Here is an 18466-nt window from a genome sequence, read left to right as displayed (position 1 = left end):
GCTCCATCGACGGTCGGCAGCCGGATCATGAACGCAGGGGACGAGGCCGCAACAGGGTAGGGACTGATTATGGTGCGCGCTCCCGGCACGGTGATTAATGCTCATTGAACGCAGCATTAAACGCAGGTTAATGCTCGTGCAACGCCCGCCCTTGCTGGCTGTCCGCAGGATGAGCGGCCTGCGTAACGCAAAATGCCGGAAAGCCGCCGTTTAAAAGTAGAAGCTGCTCCGATCCCGGCGCAATAAAAATTATTAGTTGGAGGCCGACGACCATACTTCTTCCATCCCCAACGAAGGAGTTTGAGCAAATGACTTTCAAGCCGAAGTACATCAGTTTTGACTGCTATGGCACCCTGATCAATTTTGAAATGGGCCCGACCGCCCGCAGGCTCTTCGCCGACCGTGTCGACGAGAAGCGCATGCCGGCCTTCCTGGACAGCTTCCGTTTCTATCGTCTCGACGAAGTGCTGGGCGCCTGGAAACCGTTCCTGGAGGTGGTGGACAACGCCATCCGCCGCACCTGCCACGCCCATGGCGTGGAATGCCGGGACAGCGATGGCCAGGCCCTCTATGCGGCCGTGCCGACCTGGCAGCCACATCCGCATGTGGTGGAAACGCTGGAGAAGATCGCGCCCCACATCCCGCTGGTGATCCTCTCGAACTCCATGATCGACCTGATTCCGCACAGCGTGGCGCACCTCAAAGCGCCCTTCCATGCGGTCTACACCGCCGAGGAAGCGCAAGCCTACAAGCCGCGCGGGCAGGCCTTTGAATACATGTTCGACCAGCTGGGCTGCGGCCCGGAAGAGATGGTGCATTGCTCGTCGAGCTTCCGCTATGACCTGATGACGGCCAAGGATCTCGGCTTCATGGGCAAGGCTTACATCGACCGCAATCACGAGCCCTACTGCGATGGCTATGGCGTGAGCCGGCTGACGGACTTCCGCCAGCTGGCCACGCTGGTAGGCCTTTGATGGCTGCCGTCGCGCCTACGAGAGACGGGACGCATCATGCTTGAGACCGCATTGCAAGAACCCGCCGCCTTGAATACGGCGGCACCTGATCTTGCGCCGGCAGCGCTGGAACAACTGGCCGCCGTCCGCTATGGCATCGCGGGCAAGTCCAGCGCCCTGGGAGGTGAGCGCGACCAGAACGCCTGCATCGAGAGCGCGGATGGTACGCGCTACGTGCTGAAGATCAGCAATCCTTCCGAACAGGCGGCGGTGGTGGATTTCCAGATCGCCGCGCTGGATCACATCGCGCGGGCGGCACCGGACCTTCCGATTCCGCGCGTGCTGCGCTCCCTGAGCGGGCAAAGCATCGAGCAGGTGACACTGCCGGATGGCAGCGTGAGCATGGTGCGCCTGCTGACTTACCTCGACGGCGTACAGATCAAGCATACCGAACGCAGCGACGGCCAGCGGCGCGCCATGGGCAGTGGCCTGGCCAGGCTGGACCTGGCCCTGCAAGGATTCAGCCATACCGGGGCGCATCATGACCTGCTGTGGAATGTCTCCACAGCGCACCGCTTGCGCGACAAGATGGAAAGCCTGCAGGATCCGGCCAAGCAGCAGCTGGCACGGCACTTCATGGCGCGCTTCGAACGAGATGTGCTGCCGCGCCTGGGCGACGTGCGTGCGCAGGTGATCCACAACGACTATCACCTCTACAACGTGCTGGTGGCACCGCAAGAGCAGGAGCGCATCACCGGCATCATCGATTTCGGCGACATGCTGCATGCGCCGCTGGTCGGTGAAGTCGCCACGGCGGCGGCCTTCCACATGACCGGCAGCGAAGATCCGTTTGCCGGACCGGCGCAGTTCGTCGCGGCCTATCACGCCGAGCTGCCGCTGACCGCGCCGGAACAGGAGATCGTCGCCGACCTCATGGTCACGCGCCATCTGGTCACGGCGCTCATCTCCGAATGGCGCGCGGTGCGCTATCCCCACAACCGCGCCTACATCATGCGGCACAACCCGGCGGCCTGGGAGGCGCTCGGCCAGCTGGCCGACCTGCCCCGCCAGGACGCACGTGACCGCCTGCTTTCCGACATCTGACACAGGAGCATTGCATGAGCACCCCTACCGACCTCACCATGGTCAACGCCTACATCCCCGGCCGTGCCGACGTCGGGCCCGTCACCGGGGCCCTGATCGAACGCCGCAATGCCCTGCTGGGGCCGGCGTATCGGCTGATGTATGAACATCCCTTGCACATCGTGCGCGGCGAGGGCGTCTGGCTGATCGATCCGCAGGGGCGGCGTTATCTGGATGTGTACAACAACGTCACTTCGCTGGGACACTGCCATCCGGCCGTCACCGCAGCGATCTGCGAACAGGTGCAGACGCTGGCCACCAACACGCGCTACCTGCACGACACCATCCTGGAGCTGGCCGAACGCCTGCTGGCGACGGTGCCGGAGACATCGCTGGCGCACCTGATGCTCACCTGCACCGGCAGCGAAGCCAATGACCTGGCCTATCGCATCGCCAAGGTCCGCACCGGCGGCACCGGCGTGATCGTCACCGACACGGCGTATCACGGCATCACCGATGCGGTCTCGCAGTTCTCGCCGTCGCTGGGCAGCAGCGTCAACCTGGGACCGCATGTGCGCCTGGTGCCGGCCCCGCGTGCCTATCATGCGCCGGGGCAGGATTTGGGAGAAAAATTCACCCGCGACGTGCAAGCCGCCATCGCCGACCTGCAACGGCACGGCATCCAGCCTGCCGCCCTGATCGTGGATTCACTCTTCACCAGTGACGGCATCCTGCCGGGACCAGCGGGCTTCCTCAAAGGCGCGGTGCAGGCCATCAAGGAGGCCGGCGGCCTGTTCATCGCCGATGAAGTGCAACCGGGCTTCGGCCGCACCGGCGAGCACATGTGGGGCTTCCAGCGCCACGGGATTGCGCCGGACATCGTGACCATGGGCAAGCCGATGGGCAATGGCCAGCCGGTCGCAGGCATTCTGGCGACGGCCGATGTGTTGCAGGAGTTCGGGCAGCGCTCGCGTTACTTCAATACCTTTGCCGGCAATACGGTCTCGTGTGCCGCTGCGCTGGCGGTGCTGAAGACGATTGAACGTGAAGGCCTGATTCCCCATGCACGGGAGGTCGGTGGCGTGCTGCTTGACGGCATCCGTGCGCTGGCCGAACGCCATGAAGCCGTCGGCGACGTGCGCGGTGCGGGCATGTTCGTGGGTGTGGAACTGGTGTCGGACCGGGCACTTCGTACGCCAGACCGGACACTCACCAGCGAGGTGGTCAACCGGATGCGCCAGAAGGGCGTGCTGCTCAGTGCCTGCGCGATGGGCCACAACGTGCTCAAGATCCGGCCGCCGCTGGTGCTTTCGGCCGATCAGGCGGGCATGGTGATCGATGCGCTGGACGAGTCGCTGACGGAAGCGCGATCGGCGGCGGGGCGTTGAGCCTGAGGCCGGGGATGCGGTGCTATGATCGGACCATGCGACCTACCGACCCTCTCGACCGCACCGACATCAAGATCCTCGAGCACTTGCAGCGCGAGGGCCGGTGCTCGAACGTGGAGCTGGCCGAGGCCGTCAATCTCAGTCCCAGTCCCTGCCTGACCCGGACCAAGCGCATGGAAGAAACCGGCGTCATCGCCGGCTATGCAGCCCGGGTCGCGCTGGACAAATTGGGGAGCCATGTCGTGGTGTTCTCCGAGATTACGCTGGGCAGTCATCGCCCGGCGGACTTCCGCAAGTTCGAACAGGGCGCGGCCAAGTATGCGGAAATCGTGGAGTGCTACAACGTCAGCGGGGGGTATGACTATTTGCTCAAGATCGTCTCGCCCACCGTGGCGCTGTTTCAGGAGTTGATGGAACGCTTGCTGGAGGACGAGATCGGCATCGAGAAATTCGCCAGCCGCATCGTGTTGCGCCATCCCTATGAGCAGCGGGTGGAGCCGGTGGAGGTGATTGCTTCGGGGAAGAGCAGCTGGAAGTGACGGCGGGCGCCCCCGCCGCCCCGGCTCAGGCAAACTGCGTGAAATCCGGCTTGCGCTTCTCGAAGAAAGCCGTGAACGCTTCCTTGGCCTCAGGCGCGGTCAGCATGCGCGAGAAGTGCTCGATCTCGGCCACCATCTGCTGCTCGGTCGCAGTGACGCGATTCTTCTTCATCAACTGCTTGGTCACCCGGATCGAGGCCGCCGGCAACGCCGCCAGCTTGGCTGCCTGCTGCTGCGCATAGGGCAGCAATTCCTCCAGCGGCAGCACGCGGTTGACCACACCCATCTGGCAGGCTTCGTCTGCGCCGAAGGCTTCGCCCAGCAACAGCTTCTCGGCCGCACGCTGGTAACCGGCGATGTGCGGCAAGAGCAGCGAAGACGCCGCCTCCGGGCACAAACCCAGTTGCGTGAAGGGCATGGAGAACTTGGCATTGTCAGCTGCATACACCAGGTCGCAATGCAGCAGCAGCGTGGTACCGATGCCCACGGCCACGCCCGAGACGGCCGCCACGATGGGCTTGCTGGCATGGCTGATCTGCCAGAGGAACTGGAATACCGGCGCATCCTGGGTCTTGGGCGGATTCTTCAGGAAGTCTTCCAGGTCATTACCCGCCGAGAAGGATTTGAACTTGCCGGTGAAGAGGATGGCGCGGACCGCATTGTCAGTCTCTGCCTCCTTCAAGGCATCGGCCAGCTGCTGGTACATGGCCGCGGTGATGGCGTTCTTCTTGTCTTCGCGATCGAAGTGGATGGTCAGGATGCCATCGGCCTTGGTGAGCTGGATATCCATCTGCACAGTCTCCTTGAATGTTATAAATGATTTATAAGGTTCATGAAAAAAGCCGCACGGCATGCGCAGTGCGGCTTTTGCATCAGGCCTTGCGGGCGCGGATCAGACGCGTTCGAAGATGCCCGCCGCACCCATGCCGGTACCCACGCACATGGTCACCATGCCGTACTTCAGGTTCTTGCGGCGCAGTGCATGGATGGTGGTGGCGGCACGGATCGCACCGGTGGCTCCCAGCGGGTGGCCCAGGGCAATCGCACCGCCCATGGGGTTGACCTTGCTCGGGTCCAGGCCCAGGTCGCCGATGACGGCCAGCGCTTGTGCAGCGAAGGCTTCGTTCAGTTCGATCCAGTCGATCTGGTCCTGGGTCAGGCCACCGGCCTTCAGGGCAGCAGGAATGGCTTCCTTCGGACCGATGCCCATGATCTCCGGCGGCACGCCGCGCACGGCGAAGGAGACGAAGCGAGCCAGCGGGGTCAGGTTGAACTGCTTCAGGATCTTTTCCGAAACGATGATCAGCGCGCCTGCGCCATCGGAGGTCTGCGAGCTGTTGCCGGCCGTGACGCTGCCCTTGGCGGCGAAGACGGGCTTCAGCTTGGCCAGCGCGGCCAGGTTGGAATCGGCGCGCGGACCTTCGTCCAGGGCGACGGTACGGGTCTTGATGTCGATCTCGCCGGTGGCCAGGTTGGGGAAGCGCTCGACGATCTCGACCGAGGTCATCTCGTCGGCGAATTCACCGGCCTGCTGTGCGGCGATGGCCTTCTGGTGCGAAGCCAGCGAGAACTCGTCCTGCGCTTCACGCGAGACCTTCCACTGCTGCGCCACCTTCTCGGCGGTCAGGCCCATGCCATAGGCCATGCCGACGTTCTCATCCTTGAAAGCGTTGATGTTGATGGAAGGATGGAAGCCCATCATCGGCACCATGGACATCGATTCCGCACCGGCGGCGATCATGACGTCGGCTTCGCCGACGCGGATGCGGTCGGCGGCCATGGCGATAGCGGTGATGCCGGAGGCGCAGTAGCGGTTGATGGTGACGCCGCCAATGGTGTTGGGCAGGCCGGCCAGCAGCACGGCATTGCGCGCCATGTTCAGGCCTTGTGCACCTTCGGGGAAGGAGCAGCCGACGATGGCGTCCTCGATCAGCTTGGGATCCAGGCCCGGCACCTGCGCCACGGCGGACTGGATGGCACGCACCAGCAGGTCATCCGGGCGGGTGTTCTTGAACATGCCACGCGGCGCCTTGCCGATGGGGGTGCGGGTGGCGGCGACGATGTAGGCGTCTTGCAGTTGTTTGCTCATTACCAAATCTCCTTGGACTCTCCCTCCCCTTCAGGGGGAGAGAGGTTTCATTAATTGCGCACAGGCTTGCCGGTTTGCATCATGCCCATGATGCGTTCCTGGGTCTTGGGGTGGTTGAGCAGTTCCATGAAGAACTTGCGCTCGATGTCGAGCAGCCATTGTTCATTGACGATGCTGCCCTCTTCCACTTCACCACCGGCGACGGTCTCGGCAATCATCTTGCCGAGCTTGAAGTCGTGGGCCGAGATGAAGCCGCCATCACGCATGTTGACCAGCTGCGCCATGATGGTGGCCAGGCCGTTGCGGCCGATCACCGGCACCTGCGGCGGCAGTTGCGGACGATAACCGGCATCGAACAGCGCGCGCGCCTCGACCTTGGCCACGTGCAGCAATTCATAGGGGTTGAAGACGATCACGTCATCCTCGCGCAGGTAGCCCAGCTTGCGCGCTTCCAGTGCGGACTTGGAGACGTTGGCAGTGGCCGCAGCCAGCATGTATTCCTTCAGGAACTGCAGGATGTCGTTGCCCTTGGCTTCCTTGGCAGCGCGCACGGCGGCTTCCTTCAGGCCGCCACCGGCCGGGATCAGGCCCACGCCCACTTCCACCAGGCCGATGTAGGACTCGATGGAGACCACGCGCTTGGCGGTATGCAGCAGCAATTCGCAGCCACCGCCCAGCGCCAGGCCGGCGACAGCGGCGATTACCGGCACGCTGGCGTACTTCAGGCGCTGGTGCGCCTGCTGCAGCTGGTGCACCACCGGCTCGATGGCCTTGACGCCACCGGACATGAACAGCGGCAGCATCGACTGCAGGTCGGCACCTGCGGAGAAGGCACCGCCTTCGGCTGCATCCGGATGCCAGATCACCAGGCCCTTGAAGTTCTGTTCGGCTTCGGTGACGGCTTTGTTCATGCCATCGATCACGCCCTGGCCGATCACGTGCATCTTGGTCTTGAAGGACAGGATCAGCACATCGTCGTTCTGGTGCCAGATGCGCACCGATTCGTCTTCGAAGAAGGTGGTACCGGCGCTCTTGCCATCGGCCGCCCCCTCGCCCACCAGCGGGGCACGGAAGGCTTGGCGCTGGTAGACCGGCAGCTCGGAACGGGCCACGTCAGCCTTCTTGGAGGGCGACCAGGAGCCCTTCTCCGAATGCACGCCGTCACGGCCATCGAAGACCCAGTCGGGCAGCGGTGCGCTCGACAGTGCCTTGCCGGCCTCGATGTCTTCCTTGACCCATTGCGCGATCTGCTTCCAGCCGGCAGCTTGCCAGGTCTCGAAGGGACCGACGCTCCAGCCGAAGCCCCAGCGCATGGCGAAGTCGAGGTCACGGGCGTTGTCGGCCACCGATTCCAGGTGCACGGCGATGTAGTGGAAGGCATCGCGGAAGATGGCCCACAGGAACTGGCCTTGCGGATTGGTCGAATCATGCAGCGCCTTCATGCGCTTGACCGGATCCTTTTCCTTGAGGATGCGGGCGATGATGTCATCGGCCTTGGCACCGCCCGGAACGTAATCGCCCTTGGCCGGATCGATGCGCAGGATGTCCTTGCCCACCTTCTTGTAGAAACCGGCACCGCTCTTCTGGCCCAACGCGCCCTGCTCGACCAGCTTGGCCAAGAGCGGCGGGGTGGCATAGGAGGAGAAGAAGGGATCGTCCTTCAGGTTGTCCTGCATGGTCCGGATGACGTGGCCCATGGTATCCAGGCCCACCACGTCGGCGGTACGGAAGGTACCGGACTTGGCACGGCCCAGCTTGGCACCGGTCAGGTCATCGACCACATCGACCGAGAGGCCATACTTCTCGGCTTCGATGATGGTGGCCAGGATGCCGAACACGCCCACGCGGTTGGCCACGAAATTGGGGGTGTCGAAGGCCCGCACCACGCCCTTGCCCAGGGTGGTGGTGAGGAAGGCTTCGAGCTGATCGAGGATGTGCGGTTCGGTCGATTGGGTCGGGATCAGTTCGACCAGGTGCATGTAGCGCGGCGGGTTGAAGAAGTGCACGCCGCAGAAGCGCGCCTTCAGGCCCGCATCGAACCCTTCGGAGAGGGCATTGATCGACAGGCCCGAGGTGTTGGAGGCGAAGATCGCCTTGGGACCGATGTGCGGGGCGACCTTCTTGTAGAGGTCGTGCTTCCAGTCCATGCGCTCGGCGATGGCTTCGATGATGAGGTCGCAGCCTTCCAGCACGGCCAGGTCATCCTCGTAGTTGGCGACCTGGATCAGGGCCGCGTCATCCTTGTTGCCCAGCGGCGCCGGGCTCAGTTTCTTGAGGTTCTCGATGGCGCGTTGCACGATGCCGTTCTTCGGGCCTTCCTTGGCCGGCAGGTCGAACAGCACGACCGGCACGCGGGCATTGATGCAGTGGGCGGCAATCTGGGCCCCCATGACGCCCGCGCCGAGCACGGCCACTTTTTTGACGATGAAATTGGACACGCAAATCTCCTTTGCTGGTGCTGCAAACATGAAACATGAATTCGGGCCTGGCAAGGTGCTGCGCCGCTGGGACGAGCGCTCACTGTACGCGCTTTATCCCGGGTGCGGCGGCTCACAGCATGCCCTGCCGCAGTGACGCCCGCGTGACGCCGTCACGGGCCGCATTGCGTTGGATCAACGCCGCGTGCAGGCGTGCAGCCCGCGCGCGGCGTGGTGTTGCGATCAGAACAGTTCTGCGTCCAGCGCCATCAGGTTGGCCGCACCCGAACGGGCCTGGCGGATCAGCATCGCGGTTTCCGGCAGCAGGCGCGCGAAGTAGAAGCGCGCCGTGGCCAGCTTGGCGGTGTAGAAGGCGTCGCCGCTGTCCTGCTTTTCCAGCGCGATCTTGGCCATGCGGGCGAACAGGTAGGAGAACACCAGGTGGCCCACCACGCGCAGGTAGGGCACCGCAGCCGCACCGGCTTCATCCTGGTTGGCGAAGGATTTCATGCCGATTTCCATGGTCAGCTTGGTCACCTTGTCGCCGATGTCGGCCAGCGGGGTGATGAACTCGGACATGGACTCATCGGTACCGTGCTCTTCCACGAAGGCCTGGATCTGCGCGCCGAATTTCTTCAGCTTGGCACCGTTGTCCATCAGGATCTTGCGGCCCAGCAGGTCCAGCGACTGGATGGTGTTGGTTCCTTCATAAATCATGTTGATGCGGGCATCGCGCACATATTGCTCCATGCCCCACTCGGCGATGTAGCCGTGGCCGCCGTAGACCTGCAGGCACTCGGAAGTGGCCATCCAGGCGTTGTCGGTCAGGAAGGCTTTCACCACCGGGGTCAGCAGGGCCACGATGTCGGCGCTGTCCTTGCGCACCTGCTCATCGGGGTGGGTCAGTTCCTTGTCCAGCTCCAGCGCGACATAGGAGGTGAAAGCACGGCCACCTTCGGCGAAGGCCTTGGCGGTCAGCAGCATGCGGCGCACGTCCGGATGCACGATGATCGGATCGGCCGGCTTGTCGGCGGCCTTGATGCCGGACAGGCTGCGCATCTGCAGGCGGTCCTTGGCGTAGACCAGGGCGTTCTGGTACGCCACTTCGGTCAGGCCCAGGCCTTGCATGCCCACGCCCAGGCGGGCTGCGTTCATGAACACGAACATGGCCTGCAGGCCCTTGTGCGGCTGGCCGATCAGCCAGCCGGTGGCGCCGTCCAGGTTCATCTGGCAGGTGGCGTTGCCGTGGATGCCCATCTTCTCTTCGATGGCACCGCAGAAGATCGGGTTGCGCGCGCCCAGGGAGCCGTCGGCATTGGGCAGGAACTTGGGAACCAGGAAAAGTGAAATCCCCTTCGAACCTTCGGGCGCATCGGGCAGACGGGCCAGGACCAGGTGAACGATATTGGCGGACACGTCGTTTTCACCGGCGGAGATGAAAATCTTGTTGCCGGTGATCTTGTAGGATCCATCGGCCTGCGGCTCGGCCTTGCTGCGCAGGAGGCCCAGGTCGGTGCCGCAATGGGCTTCGGTCAGGCACATGGTGCCGGTCCATTCGCCCGAGACCAGCTTGGGCAGGTAGAGCTGCTTCTGTTCATCCGAACCGTGCGCATGCAGGCACTCGTAGGCGCCGTGCGACAGGCCGGGGTACATGGTCCAGGCCTGGTTGGACGAGTTCAGCATCTCGTAGAAGGAATTGTTGATCGTCAGCGGCAGACCCTGGCCGCCGAAGTCCGGATCACAGGACAATGCCGCCCAGCCGGCTTCCACGTATTGCTTGTAGGCTTCCTTGAAACCCTTGGGCGTGGTCACGGCCTTGCTCTCGCGATCGAAATGACAGCCCTCGCGGTCCCCCGAATGATTCAGCGGGAACAGGACCTGCGAGGCGAACTTGCCGCCCTCTTCCAGCACCTGGTCCACCAGTTCGCGGTTGGTGTCGGCGTGGGGCGGCAGTTCCTTGAACACTTCCTCGACATTGAGCAGCTCGTGCAGCACGAATTGCATGTCGCGCAAGGGGGCGTTGTATTGGGGCATGAATGTCTCCGGACGGGTTACGCTGCCTTCCTGGCAGCCGATTTGGAATTCTTGGGGGCGCTGGTACTGGCGCTGTCGCTGCCCTGCGGGCGGTAGCTGTCGATCAGACGGCGGAAACTGGCCTCGGCGCGTTCGACGCTGCCGGGAATGTGCAGGAAGCGCGCATCGTGATGCAGGGCCAGGATCAGGCCATACATTTCATAGACCATCTGGCTGACCTCGATGTCGGTGCGCAGGTGGCCGGCTTCCATGGCCTGCTTGATGCAGCGTTCCAGCGCATCGCGCCAGGCCTGGACCATGGCCACCAGGTGATCGCGGATGGCGCCCGGGCGGTCGTCATACTCGACCGCGCCGCTGATGTAGATGCAGCCCAGGGCGATTTCCACCGTGACCTGCTTGATCCAGCGCGCGAACATGCCTTCCAGGCGCGGCAGGCCGCGCGGCTCCTTGATGGAGGGATAGAACACGTCCTGCTCGAAGCGGTTGTGGTACAGGCGCACGACCTCGATCTGCAGGTCCTCGCGCGAGCCGAAATGGGCGAAGACGCCGGACTTGCTCATCTTCATCTTTTCGGCCAGGAGGCCAATGGTGAGCCCTTCCAGGCCATCACGGCTGGCCAGCTCCAGCGCCACATCCAGGATGGCAGCGCGGGTCTGCTCGCCCTTGCGCAGGAACTTGGGCCGGGCGGGCGCGGTGGTCACCTTGCTTGTCTCAGTCATCGTTGTCTCTTTGATATCCGCCGCAGGCGGCGACGGGAAGGAACCGGTTCGACGGGCGCGGCTCGGGGTCCGCTGTCTTGTGCCCTGGATAACCTGACATGAATTTATCTTCATGCAGAATTTATTCGAACGATCGTACTATTATTCATCGCGCCGCAAATGTCAAACAAAAAATCGGGCTGTCTTGTGGCACGGATTTTTGCTGCGCGGCAAGCCTTCAGGCGGACTCGGGAGGGGGGCTGGCGGCGCCCAGCAGGTCGTGGGCGTCGAGCAGGGCGTAGACGATGGTGGGGTTGTTTTCCAGGCACTTGCGGATGGCCGCCGGGATGGTGTCGCGCGTCTTGCGGCACAGGCCGGGCTGCTCGGCCAGGTGGATCTGCAGGCCGCGCACGGTGCGCACCTCGTTGGCACCAGGGCTGATGTGCAGGTGGATGCCGAGGTTCTTGCGCATGAGGCTGCCCACATGCAGCAGCTCGTCGTAGGTGCTGACGCGGGTGATGCGTTCGATCAGGCGTTTTTCTTCTTCACGGGTAAGCCAGAGCACGCGGGCTTCCGGCGCGTGCAGGCATTCCAGCAGCGCCTCACGCTGGCAATCGCAGGCACCGGGCGGGCACTCCTTGCGCAGGGGCCGGGCTACGGGGACGGACTGCATCGATTCGGAAGAGACCACCTGAGACATCTGCACCTTTGCACCTGGGTTGGAGAAAAGACAGGCCGGGGAAAACGGCCTTCATCTTACAACGAGCCAGCGCTGCGGCGGGATCAGGAGGAGGAACGGTCGAGCAGGCGGCGGTCACGCTTGGTGGGGCGTCCCTTGATCTCGGCCGAGGGTTCGCGGAAGAGGCGATGGCGTTCGGCCAGCGCGGCACGGCGCGTGATGCTCTCTTCGGTCTCCTGATAGAGGGTGGCGGCAATGGCGGCAGAGCCGCGCTTGTCGGCGATGCCGGTGACCAGCACTTCCCATTCGGTGGAACCGTTGTCGATGTCCAGGCGGTCGCCGTTCCTGACGTTGTGGGCGGGCTTGGTGCGCTCGCCGTTGAGCTTGATGCGGCCGCGCTCCACGGCTTCGGTGGCCTGAGACCGCGTCTTGAAGAAGCGTGCGGCCCAGCACCATTTGTCGATGCGGGTGGTGTCCATGTCGGGATGAGAAGTGGTCAGTGATGCTTAGTGAGTAGCGGTAATTATCGATATTTTTTGAATCATTTGCTCAAGAAAATCGGGATTCACTTCCTTTCTTTGGTGAATCTCTGCCTTGGTGGATCAGCGTCACTATGCTGGCCAGTTTTTCTGACCACGCTTGTCGCTGCCTGTCCATTCCGCCATGACAGATCAATTCCAGACCATCGCTGCGGCATTTGCCGGCGTCGTACTCTCGCAGCAACACCGTCCCCTCAGGCTACGCTGGCGAGCGCAGGAAACTTATTTCGCGCAATGGCTGCTGGTGCAGCGGGTCGACATCGAAGAAGCTTGTCTGGAAGGGCTGCAGGCGAAGCTGACCTGCGTGTCCAGCGATCCTGAACTGCCGCTGCAGGCCCTGCTCGGACAGCCGCTGGGCATCGAGATGGTGACTGACCGCGGCGCTCTGCATCACACCAACGGGATCATCACCGAGGCGCGCGCCGGCCAGGCCGATGGTGCGCTGCGGGTCTACCAGCTCACGCTCAAGGACGCGCTGTCGATCATGGAGGAGCGCATCAACACCCGCGTCTTCCGTCAACTGAGCGTGCCGCGCATCCTGGAGATCATGCTCGGTGAATGGCGTCAGCGCAGCCCCGCACTGGCGACGGCGTTTCACTTCGATCTGGATGGCCTGGAAGATCGCCGTTATCCGATGCGCGAGATCAGCCATCAGTTCAACGAATCCGATGCGCACTTCATCAGGCGGCTCTGCCGGCGCGAGGGCATTGCCTGGTATGTGGCCAGCCCCCAGCCGGCTGCCAATACCGGCAGGACAGCGCATGCAGACGTACCAATGCATACGCTGGTGTTCTGCGATCAGTCCGCCCTGCTGCCCCGGGCCCTTGCCGGTACGGTGCGTTACCACCGCGAGGGTGCCACCGAGGAGCGCGACACCATCAGCGCATGGAGCCGCCAGCGCAGCCTGGTGCCGGGTCGCGTATGGCGCGGCAGCTGGGACTACAAGGCGGTGCGCGTGGAGGAAGCCGCCAGCCACAGCGTGATCGACCAGGGCGATACCGGCCGGGCATTGGCGGCCATCCTGAATGACGGGTTGATCGAGGCCCCTCACGCTGCGGATGGCCCGCAAGATCACTTGCGCCTGGCCGATGCCCGCATGCTGGCGCACGAGGGCCGCAGCGAATCCTTCGAGGCCAGCGGTACGGTGCGCGATCTGGCGGTGGGGCACTGGTTCGAGCTGGAAGGGCATCCGGACATGCACGGCCAAGATCGCACCTTGCGCGAATTCATCGTGACCTCCTTGCGGCAGCAAGCCGAAAACAATTTCCCCAAAGCGTTGCAGGATGCGATCGACCGCCTGCTGCCCGCCTCCACCTGGCAAGCCGATGTACAGGGCGCAGCGGACATGCGCTACCGCAACCAGCTCAGCTGCCGCCGCCGCAGCGCGCCGCTGGCACCGCATTACGATCCCCGGCTGCATCTGCCGGCCGTGCATCCGGTCACCGCACTGGTAGTCGGGCCTGCCAACGAGGAGGTGTACTGCGACGAACTGGGCCGCATCAAGGTGCAACTGCAGGGCTTGCATGCGCAAGACCATGTCCATGCGCAAGGTGCGGGCACCAGCGGGCAGGAACGGGATAGCGCATTTGTGCGGGTATCGAGCGCCTGGGCCGGGGCAGGCTATGGGCACGATGCGGTGCCGCGGGTCGGCATGGAAGTGCTGATCGATTTTCTTGGGGGTGATCCGGACAAGATGTTCGTCGCCGGTGTCCTGCACAACGGCATCAACCATCCGGCGCGCTTCAGCCACAACGGCGGCTTGCCCGGCAATCGCTTCCTCTCGGGGATCAAGAGCAAGGAGATCGAAGGCGTCCGCTACAACCAGCTGCGGCTGGATGACACACCCGGACAGATCAGCACGCAACTGGCCAGCGAGCACCAGCACAGCCAGATCAATCTGGGTTATCTCACCGAGCCGCGTCACGACGGACAGGGAGATGATCGTGGCGAGGGACTGGAGGCGCGCACGGATGGGCATGGCGTCCTGCGTGGGGCCGAAGGCATCCTCATTACGGCACAAGCACAGGACCGGGGGCGCGGCCGCATGCTGGAGCGCGAGGCCCTGCTGGACACCCTGCACAGTCTGGAGGAACTGGCGCAGCGCCTGAGCCAGGATGCCGCCAGGTACCACGCAGAAGTGACCGATCTGGCGCAGCTGGAGCGTATCAGGAAGCAGCTGCAGGCATGGGACGCGAGCGAAGCGGCCGGCGGCACGAGGCACGCTGCGGCACCCATGGTCGCCCTCGACGCACCGGCCGGCGTGAGCGTGACGAGCCAGGACACCATGGTGCTGGGCGCGTCCCGGCATATCGACCTGGTCAGCCGGGACAATACCCAGCTCAATGCCGGAAGCAAATTGCTGATGCGGGCAGGAGAAATGTTCGCTGCCTTTGCCGGCAAGCACATGAAGCTGATCAGCGGCAAGGGCAGTGTCAAGGTGCAGGCGCACGAAGAACACGTCGAGCTTCAGGCTGCGCGACGCATCCTGCTGGAGGCCAGCGAAGAAATCATCCTGCAGGCCCCGAAGATCAGCATCCGTTCGCGCGATGACACGCAAATCCATGGCGGCGGCAGCTTCAGCCGCTGGAATGCCAGCCTCATCGAACACGGCACCAGCGGACAGTGGCGGCAACAGGCTGCCGAACACAATGTGCTGGGTCCGGCCAATTGTCCGCCACCGGAGATAGCGCCACCGCCTACCTTTGAAGAACTGCAACAGAGCGCCAGCTTGATGGTCCGCCTGCGCAGTCATGTGCGCGATGGCAGGCCGCTGGCACACCAACCCTATACGCTCTTCAAGCAGGGGGCGCAGATCGCCGTGGGCGTCACTGACGCGGCCGGGCGATTACGGATCGAAGGCCATCAGCCGGGCGACGACAGCTACTCGGTCAAGCTCCCCAATGGCTACTGCTTTGATTTACCGGTCCACGAACAGATCAGTGCACTGGACCAGCAACTGGCGGCCTCGGGCTACCGCAGCACAGAAGCGGACGCAGACAGCCGCCTGCGCCATGCCGGCGCCTGAACCCCTTCCCTTTTTGGATCATCGCCATGACACAGACCTACCACCCAGGCAGCGTTCCTATCGACCTGCGCAAACGTAGTGCTACCGCAACGGCGCAATGGCTGCTGGAGCGCGCAGAAGACAGCCATTCCCCGATCTATCACGCCAACCAGCTTGAAGTATTGATCTGCGGCGAAGAGGGCTTTGCTCGCATCTTGCAAGACATCCGCCAGGCGCGGCACAGCGTGGAAATCATCTGCTGGGGCTTCGACCCTGCCATGGAACTGGAACGCAAGGGCAACACCTGGCCGCGCGGTCCGACCTGGGGGGATTTGCTCAGGGAGGTTGCGGCCGGCAAGCACAACAACGACAAGCCGGTCGATGTAAGGGTGCTGTGCTGGAACGAGAGCCCGATCTCGGGCATGGCGAAGAATACGCCCGGCTACGACGAGCTCGACGCGAAGATGCTCAAGAGCATCCGGGACAAGGAGCGCCTTTCCGGCAAGCCGCACGAAGCCGGTCTCACACCGCAGGAGCGCCGCAGCTATTTCAATGCACTGTGGTTCTTTGAAGCGACCCATGGCACGCATGCTCATCTCACTTTCAAGGTCCGTGCTGGCAATGCCGACAAGGTCCGGGAAAGTCTCAAAGAGGAGAAATCGACCAAGCTTACGATCACGGAACATCACTCCCTGGTTCAGGCATCGACTGCTCATCAAAAAACGATACTGATCGACTATGCCCATGCCAACGGTGAACATGCGGTCGGCTATGTGATGGGCTTGAACAGCGTGACAGACTACTGGGACACGCGCCGGCATCTGTTTCACGATCCGCGCCGGGGCGCATCATGGGAAGGAGGCGGGGACGCTCTACCCGGATTGAAGCCATTCCAAGATTACGCTTGCCGCATTTGCGGCGAGGCGCTCATCAGCGTGAGCAAGAATTTCGTGGATGCCTGGAATCGGGTGGCCACGGCTGATCAGAAAATCCAGCGGGTACACGATCTGCGTTCGCCACCGGCTGGCCTGAAGGTTCGCGCATCCCCGACGGCTTTGCCCTCCCTGACGAGCCACAAGGTGGCCCTCTGATCCAGCATCCAAACACCAATGCCGTCATCAGCGGTTATTGGATCGCCCAATTAGTCAAACCCTACACCCCCCGCCAAGTCGCCTGGAATAACGCTCAGGTACCCATGCACTACGAGCAGGGCGAATCCTTCACTCCCCCTGACGACATCACAAAAGAGTCTGGCGTTCTTCGTTTCCACTATCTCGGCATACCGGTTCCCAAAGCGCCAGCTGCACGACATGTCCCAGACTGGCGCGTCCCCCAAGGCGTGCTGCGCGAGATCCCCGTTCCTTCACGCGAACTGCGCGCCACAGGCTTGCTTCCTGCACCCGCTACCGGTATCTGGCACGGACGAATTGATCCGGCCCATCCGCTGGCCAAGGTCTTCAACCAGTGGAACCGCCAAGCCTATGTCGAAGAAGGGCAGCCCTTCCCCGATCCACGTGATCGCGGGCTGGAGATCTCTCCGAAAGAAATTGAATGGCAATGGCTGGATCAAGCGAATCAGCCCCTGCCCTCAGGCCGCAAAGCCATCACGATCCGCAATTTCAGTGCGGAAGAACCAATGGCAAAAGGAAGCTGATCGGCGGGCCTCCCGATCTTGCCCCAAAGAAAAACGCCGGCTGAAAAGCCGGCGTTTCTTCATCACGACAAGCGCATCAACAGGCTCAACGCTCCACCGCCAGCGCCACGCCCATGCCGCCACCGATACACAGGCTCGCCAGGCCCTTCTTGGCATCACGGCGCACCATCTCATGCAGCAGCGTCACCAGCACGCGGCAGCCCGAGGCACCGATGGGGTGGCCCAGGGCGATGGCGCCGCCATTGACGTTGATCTTGCTGGTGTCCCAGCCCATCTGCTTGTTCACCGCAATGGCTTGCGCGGCGAAGGCTTCGTTGATTTCCATCAGGTCCAGATCCTGCGGCGTCCAGCCGGCCTTCTTCAAGGTCAGCTGCGATGCCGGCACCGGGCCCATGCCCATGATGCTGGGATCCAGGCCAGCCGAGGAATACGCCTTGATCCTGGCCAGCACCGGCAGACCCAGTTCCGCGGCCAGCTTGGCCGAGGTCACCACCACTGCCGCCGCACCATCGTTGATGCCGGAGGCGTTGCCGGCGGTCACCGTGCCGGCCTTGTCGAAGGCCGGACGCAGACCCGCCAGGGCTTCGGCAGTCACGCCGTGCTTGACGAATTCATCGGTATCGAAGACCACGGTTTCCTTCTTGCCCTTGATCTCGATGGGCACGATCTCATCCTTGAACCTGCCGGCCTTCTGCGCCGCTTCAGCCTTGTTCTGCGAGGCAGCTGCGAAGGCGTCCTGCTCTTCGCGGCTGATCTCGAACTTCTTGGCCACGTTCTCGGCGGTGATGCCCATGTGGTACTGGTTGTAGACGTCCCACAGGCCATCGACGATCATGGTGTCGGTCAGCTTGGCATCGCCCATGCGGAAGCCGTCACGCGAGTTGTTGAGCACGTGCGGCGAGGCGCTCATGTTTTCCTGGCCACCGGCGATGACGATCTGGGCGTCGCCGCAGCGAATCGCCTGCGCCGCCAGCTGCACCGCCTTCAGGCCGCTGCCGCAGACCTTGCCGACCACGAAGGCCGGGACCATGTCAGGCAGGCCCGACTTGATGACCGACTGGCGCGCCGGGTTCTGGCCCAGGCCAGCCGTGAGCACCTGGCCGAGGATGACTTCGCTGATGGCTTCCGGCTTGATGCCGGTCTTGGCCAGCAGGGCCTTGATGACTTGCGCACCCAGATCGGCCGCCGCAATCTTCGACAAGGATCCGCCGAATTTGCCGATCGCCGTTCTCTGTGCTGCGACAATGACCACATCATCCATAACTCGCTCCTTTTATTGAAATGGCAGGAAGCCGCGCACGGCTGTCCTTCGAAAACCGGGATGGTCATCTTATTCGATTTCAGCTTGGAACGCGATATGGTGAATTTTCGGTAAATCAAACACCCGGC

At 63.2% G+C, this 18466-nt stretch carries 15 protein-coding genes; 7 read left to right on the top strand and 8 right to left on the bottom strand.

All coding sequences use genetic code 11. The features are described 5' to 3' along the window. The first annotated feature begins 308 nt into the window (after positions 1-308). The 4 genes from E2K99_RS01375 to E2K99_RS01360 are packed head-to-tail and all read left to right on the top strand — an operon-like array spanning position 309 to position 3963. Positions 309-974 (top strand): haloacid dehalogenase type II, encoded by a 666-nt coding sequence (locus E2K99_RS01375; RefSeq protein WP_134135743.1) that lies wholly within the window; start codon positions 309-311, stop codon positions 972-974. Between the two features lie 36 nt (positions 975-1010). Next, entirely contained in the window at positions 1011-2057 is a 1047-nt protein-coding gene (locus E2K99_RS01370; RefSeq protein ID WP_134221093.1) for a phosphotransferase, read from the top strand. A gap of 14 nt (positions 2058-2071) precedes the next feature. Further along, complete coding sequence (locus tag E2K99_RS01365; RefSeq protein WP_134221092.1) at positions 2072-3424, top strand: aspartate aminotransferase family protein; 1353 nt, start codon at positions 2072-2074, stop codon at positions 3422-3424. A gap of 35 nt (positions 3425-3459) precedes the next feature. Further along, the gene (locus E2K99_RS01360) at positions 3460-3963 is read left to right on the top strand and encodes an Lrp/AsnC family transcriptional regulator (RefSeq protein ID WP_039786302.1); all 504 of its coding nucleotides are present in this window, start codon (positions 3460-3462) and stop codon (positions 3961-3963) included. Between the two features lie 25 nt (positions 3964-3988). On the opposite strand, the gene E2K99_RS01355 is transcribed toward E2K99_RS01360, so the two are convergent. From E2K99_RS01355 to E2K99_RS01325, 7 genes are all read right to left on the bottom strand, one after another. Beyond that, positions 3989-4753, bottom strand: a complete 765-nt coding sequence (locus E2K99_RS01355; protein WP_205703740.1) for an enoyl-CoA hydratase — start codon at positions 4751-4753, stop codon at positions 3989-3991. A 102-nt stretch (positions 4754-4855) separates the two neighbouring features. Then, positions 4856-6052, bottom strand: coding sequence for an acetyl-CoA C-acyltransferase (locus tag E2K99_RS01350; protein WP_008334355.1), 1197 nt, complete (start codon positions 6050-6052; stop codon positions 4856-4858). 50 nt (positions 6053-6102) lie between these two features. After that, positions 6103-8490 (bottom strand): 3-hydroxyacyl-CoA dehydrogenase/enoyl-CoA hydratase family protein, encoded by a 2388-nt coding sequence (locus tag E2K99_RS01345; RefSeq protein WP_134135755.1) that lies wholly within the window; start codon positions 8488-8490, stop codon positions 6103-6105. Between the two features lie 222 nt (positions 8491-8712). Continuing rightward, the gene (locus E2K99_RS01340; protein WP_034329395.1) at positions 8713-10503 is read right to left on the bottom strand and encodes an acyl-CoA dehydrogenase C-terminal domain-containing protein; all 1791 of its coding nucleotides are present in this window, start codon (positions 10501-10503) and stop codon (positions 8713-8715) included. Between the two features lie 17 nt (positions 10504-10520). Next, positions 10521-11222, bottom strand: coding sequence for a TetR/AcrR family transcriptional regulator (locus E2K99_RS01335; RefSeq protein ID WP_034329398.1), 702 nt, complete (start codon positions 11220-11222; stop codon positions 10521-10523). Positions 11223-11439: 217 nt separating this feature from the next. Continuing rightward, positions 11440-11901, bottom strand: coding sequence for a hypothetical protein (locus tag E2K99_RS01330; RefSeq protein WP_134224000.1), 462 nt, complete (start codon positions 11899-11901; stop codon positions 11440-11442). An 83-nt stretch (positions 11902-11984) separates the two neighbouring features. Beyond that, positions 11985-12359 carry an RNA-binding S4 domain-containing protein gene (locus tag E2K99_RS01325; RefSeq protein ID WP_039785255.1) on the bottom strand — a complete coding sequence of 125 codons (375 nt, stop codon included), beginning with the start codon at positions 12357-12359 and terminating at the stop codon, positions 11985-11987. A gap of 184 nt (positions 12360-12543) precedes the next feature. Between E2K99_RS01325 and E2K99_RS01320 the strand changes: the two genes are divergently transcribed. The 3 genes from E2K99_RS01320 (at position 12544) to E2K99_RS01310 (ending at position 17077) form a co-directional block, all read left to right on the top strand. Beyond that, the gene (locus E2K99_RS01320; protein WP_134221090.1) at positions 12544-15444 is read left to right on the top strand and encodes a type VI secretion system Vgr family protein; all 2901 of its coding nucleotides are present in this window, start codon (positions 12544-12546) and stop codon (positions 15442-15444) included. 26 nt (positions 15445-15470) lie between these two features. Then, positions 15471-16514, top strand: a complete 1044-nt coding sequence (locus tag E2K99_RS26030; protein ID WP_276321814.1) for a phospholipase D-like domain-containing protein — start codon at positions 15471-15473, stop codon at positions 16512-16514. 104 nt (positions 16515-16618) lie between these two features. Continuing rightward, the gene (locus E2K99_RS01310; protein WP_134221089.1) at positions 16619-17077 is read left to right on the top strand and encodes a hypothetical protein; all 459 of its coding nucleotides are present in this window, start codon (positions 16619-16621) and stop codon (positions 17075-17077) included. Positions 17078-17162: 85 nt separating this feature from the next. Here E2K99_RS01310 and E2K99_RS01305 read toward each other — a convergent pair whose 3' ends face one another. After that, positions 17163-18338, bottom strand: a complete 1176-nt coding sequence (locus E2K99_RS01305; protein WP_039785245.1) for an acetyl-CoA C-acetyltransferase — start codon at positions 18336-18338, stop codon at positions 17163-17165. Positions 18339-18466 lie beyond the last annotated feature (128 nt).

It is taken from the genome of Herbaspirillum huttiense (assembly GCF_004367745.1).
Classification (GTDB): Bacteria; Pseudomonadota; Gammaproteobacteria; order Burkholderiales; family Burkholderiaceae_D; genus Herbaspirillum; species Herbaspirillum huttiense.
This window is presented reverse-complemented; position numbering and strand designations above follow the sequence as displayed.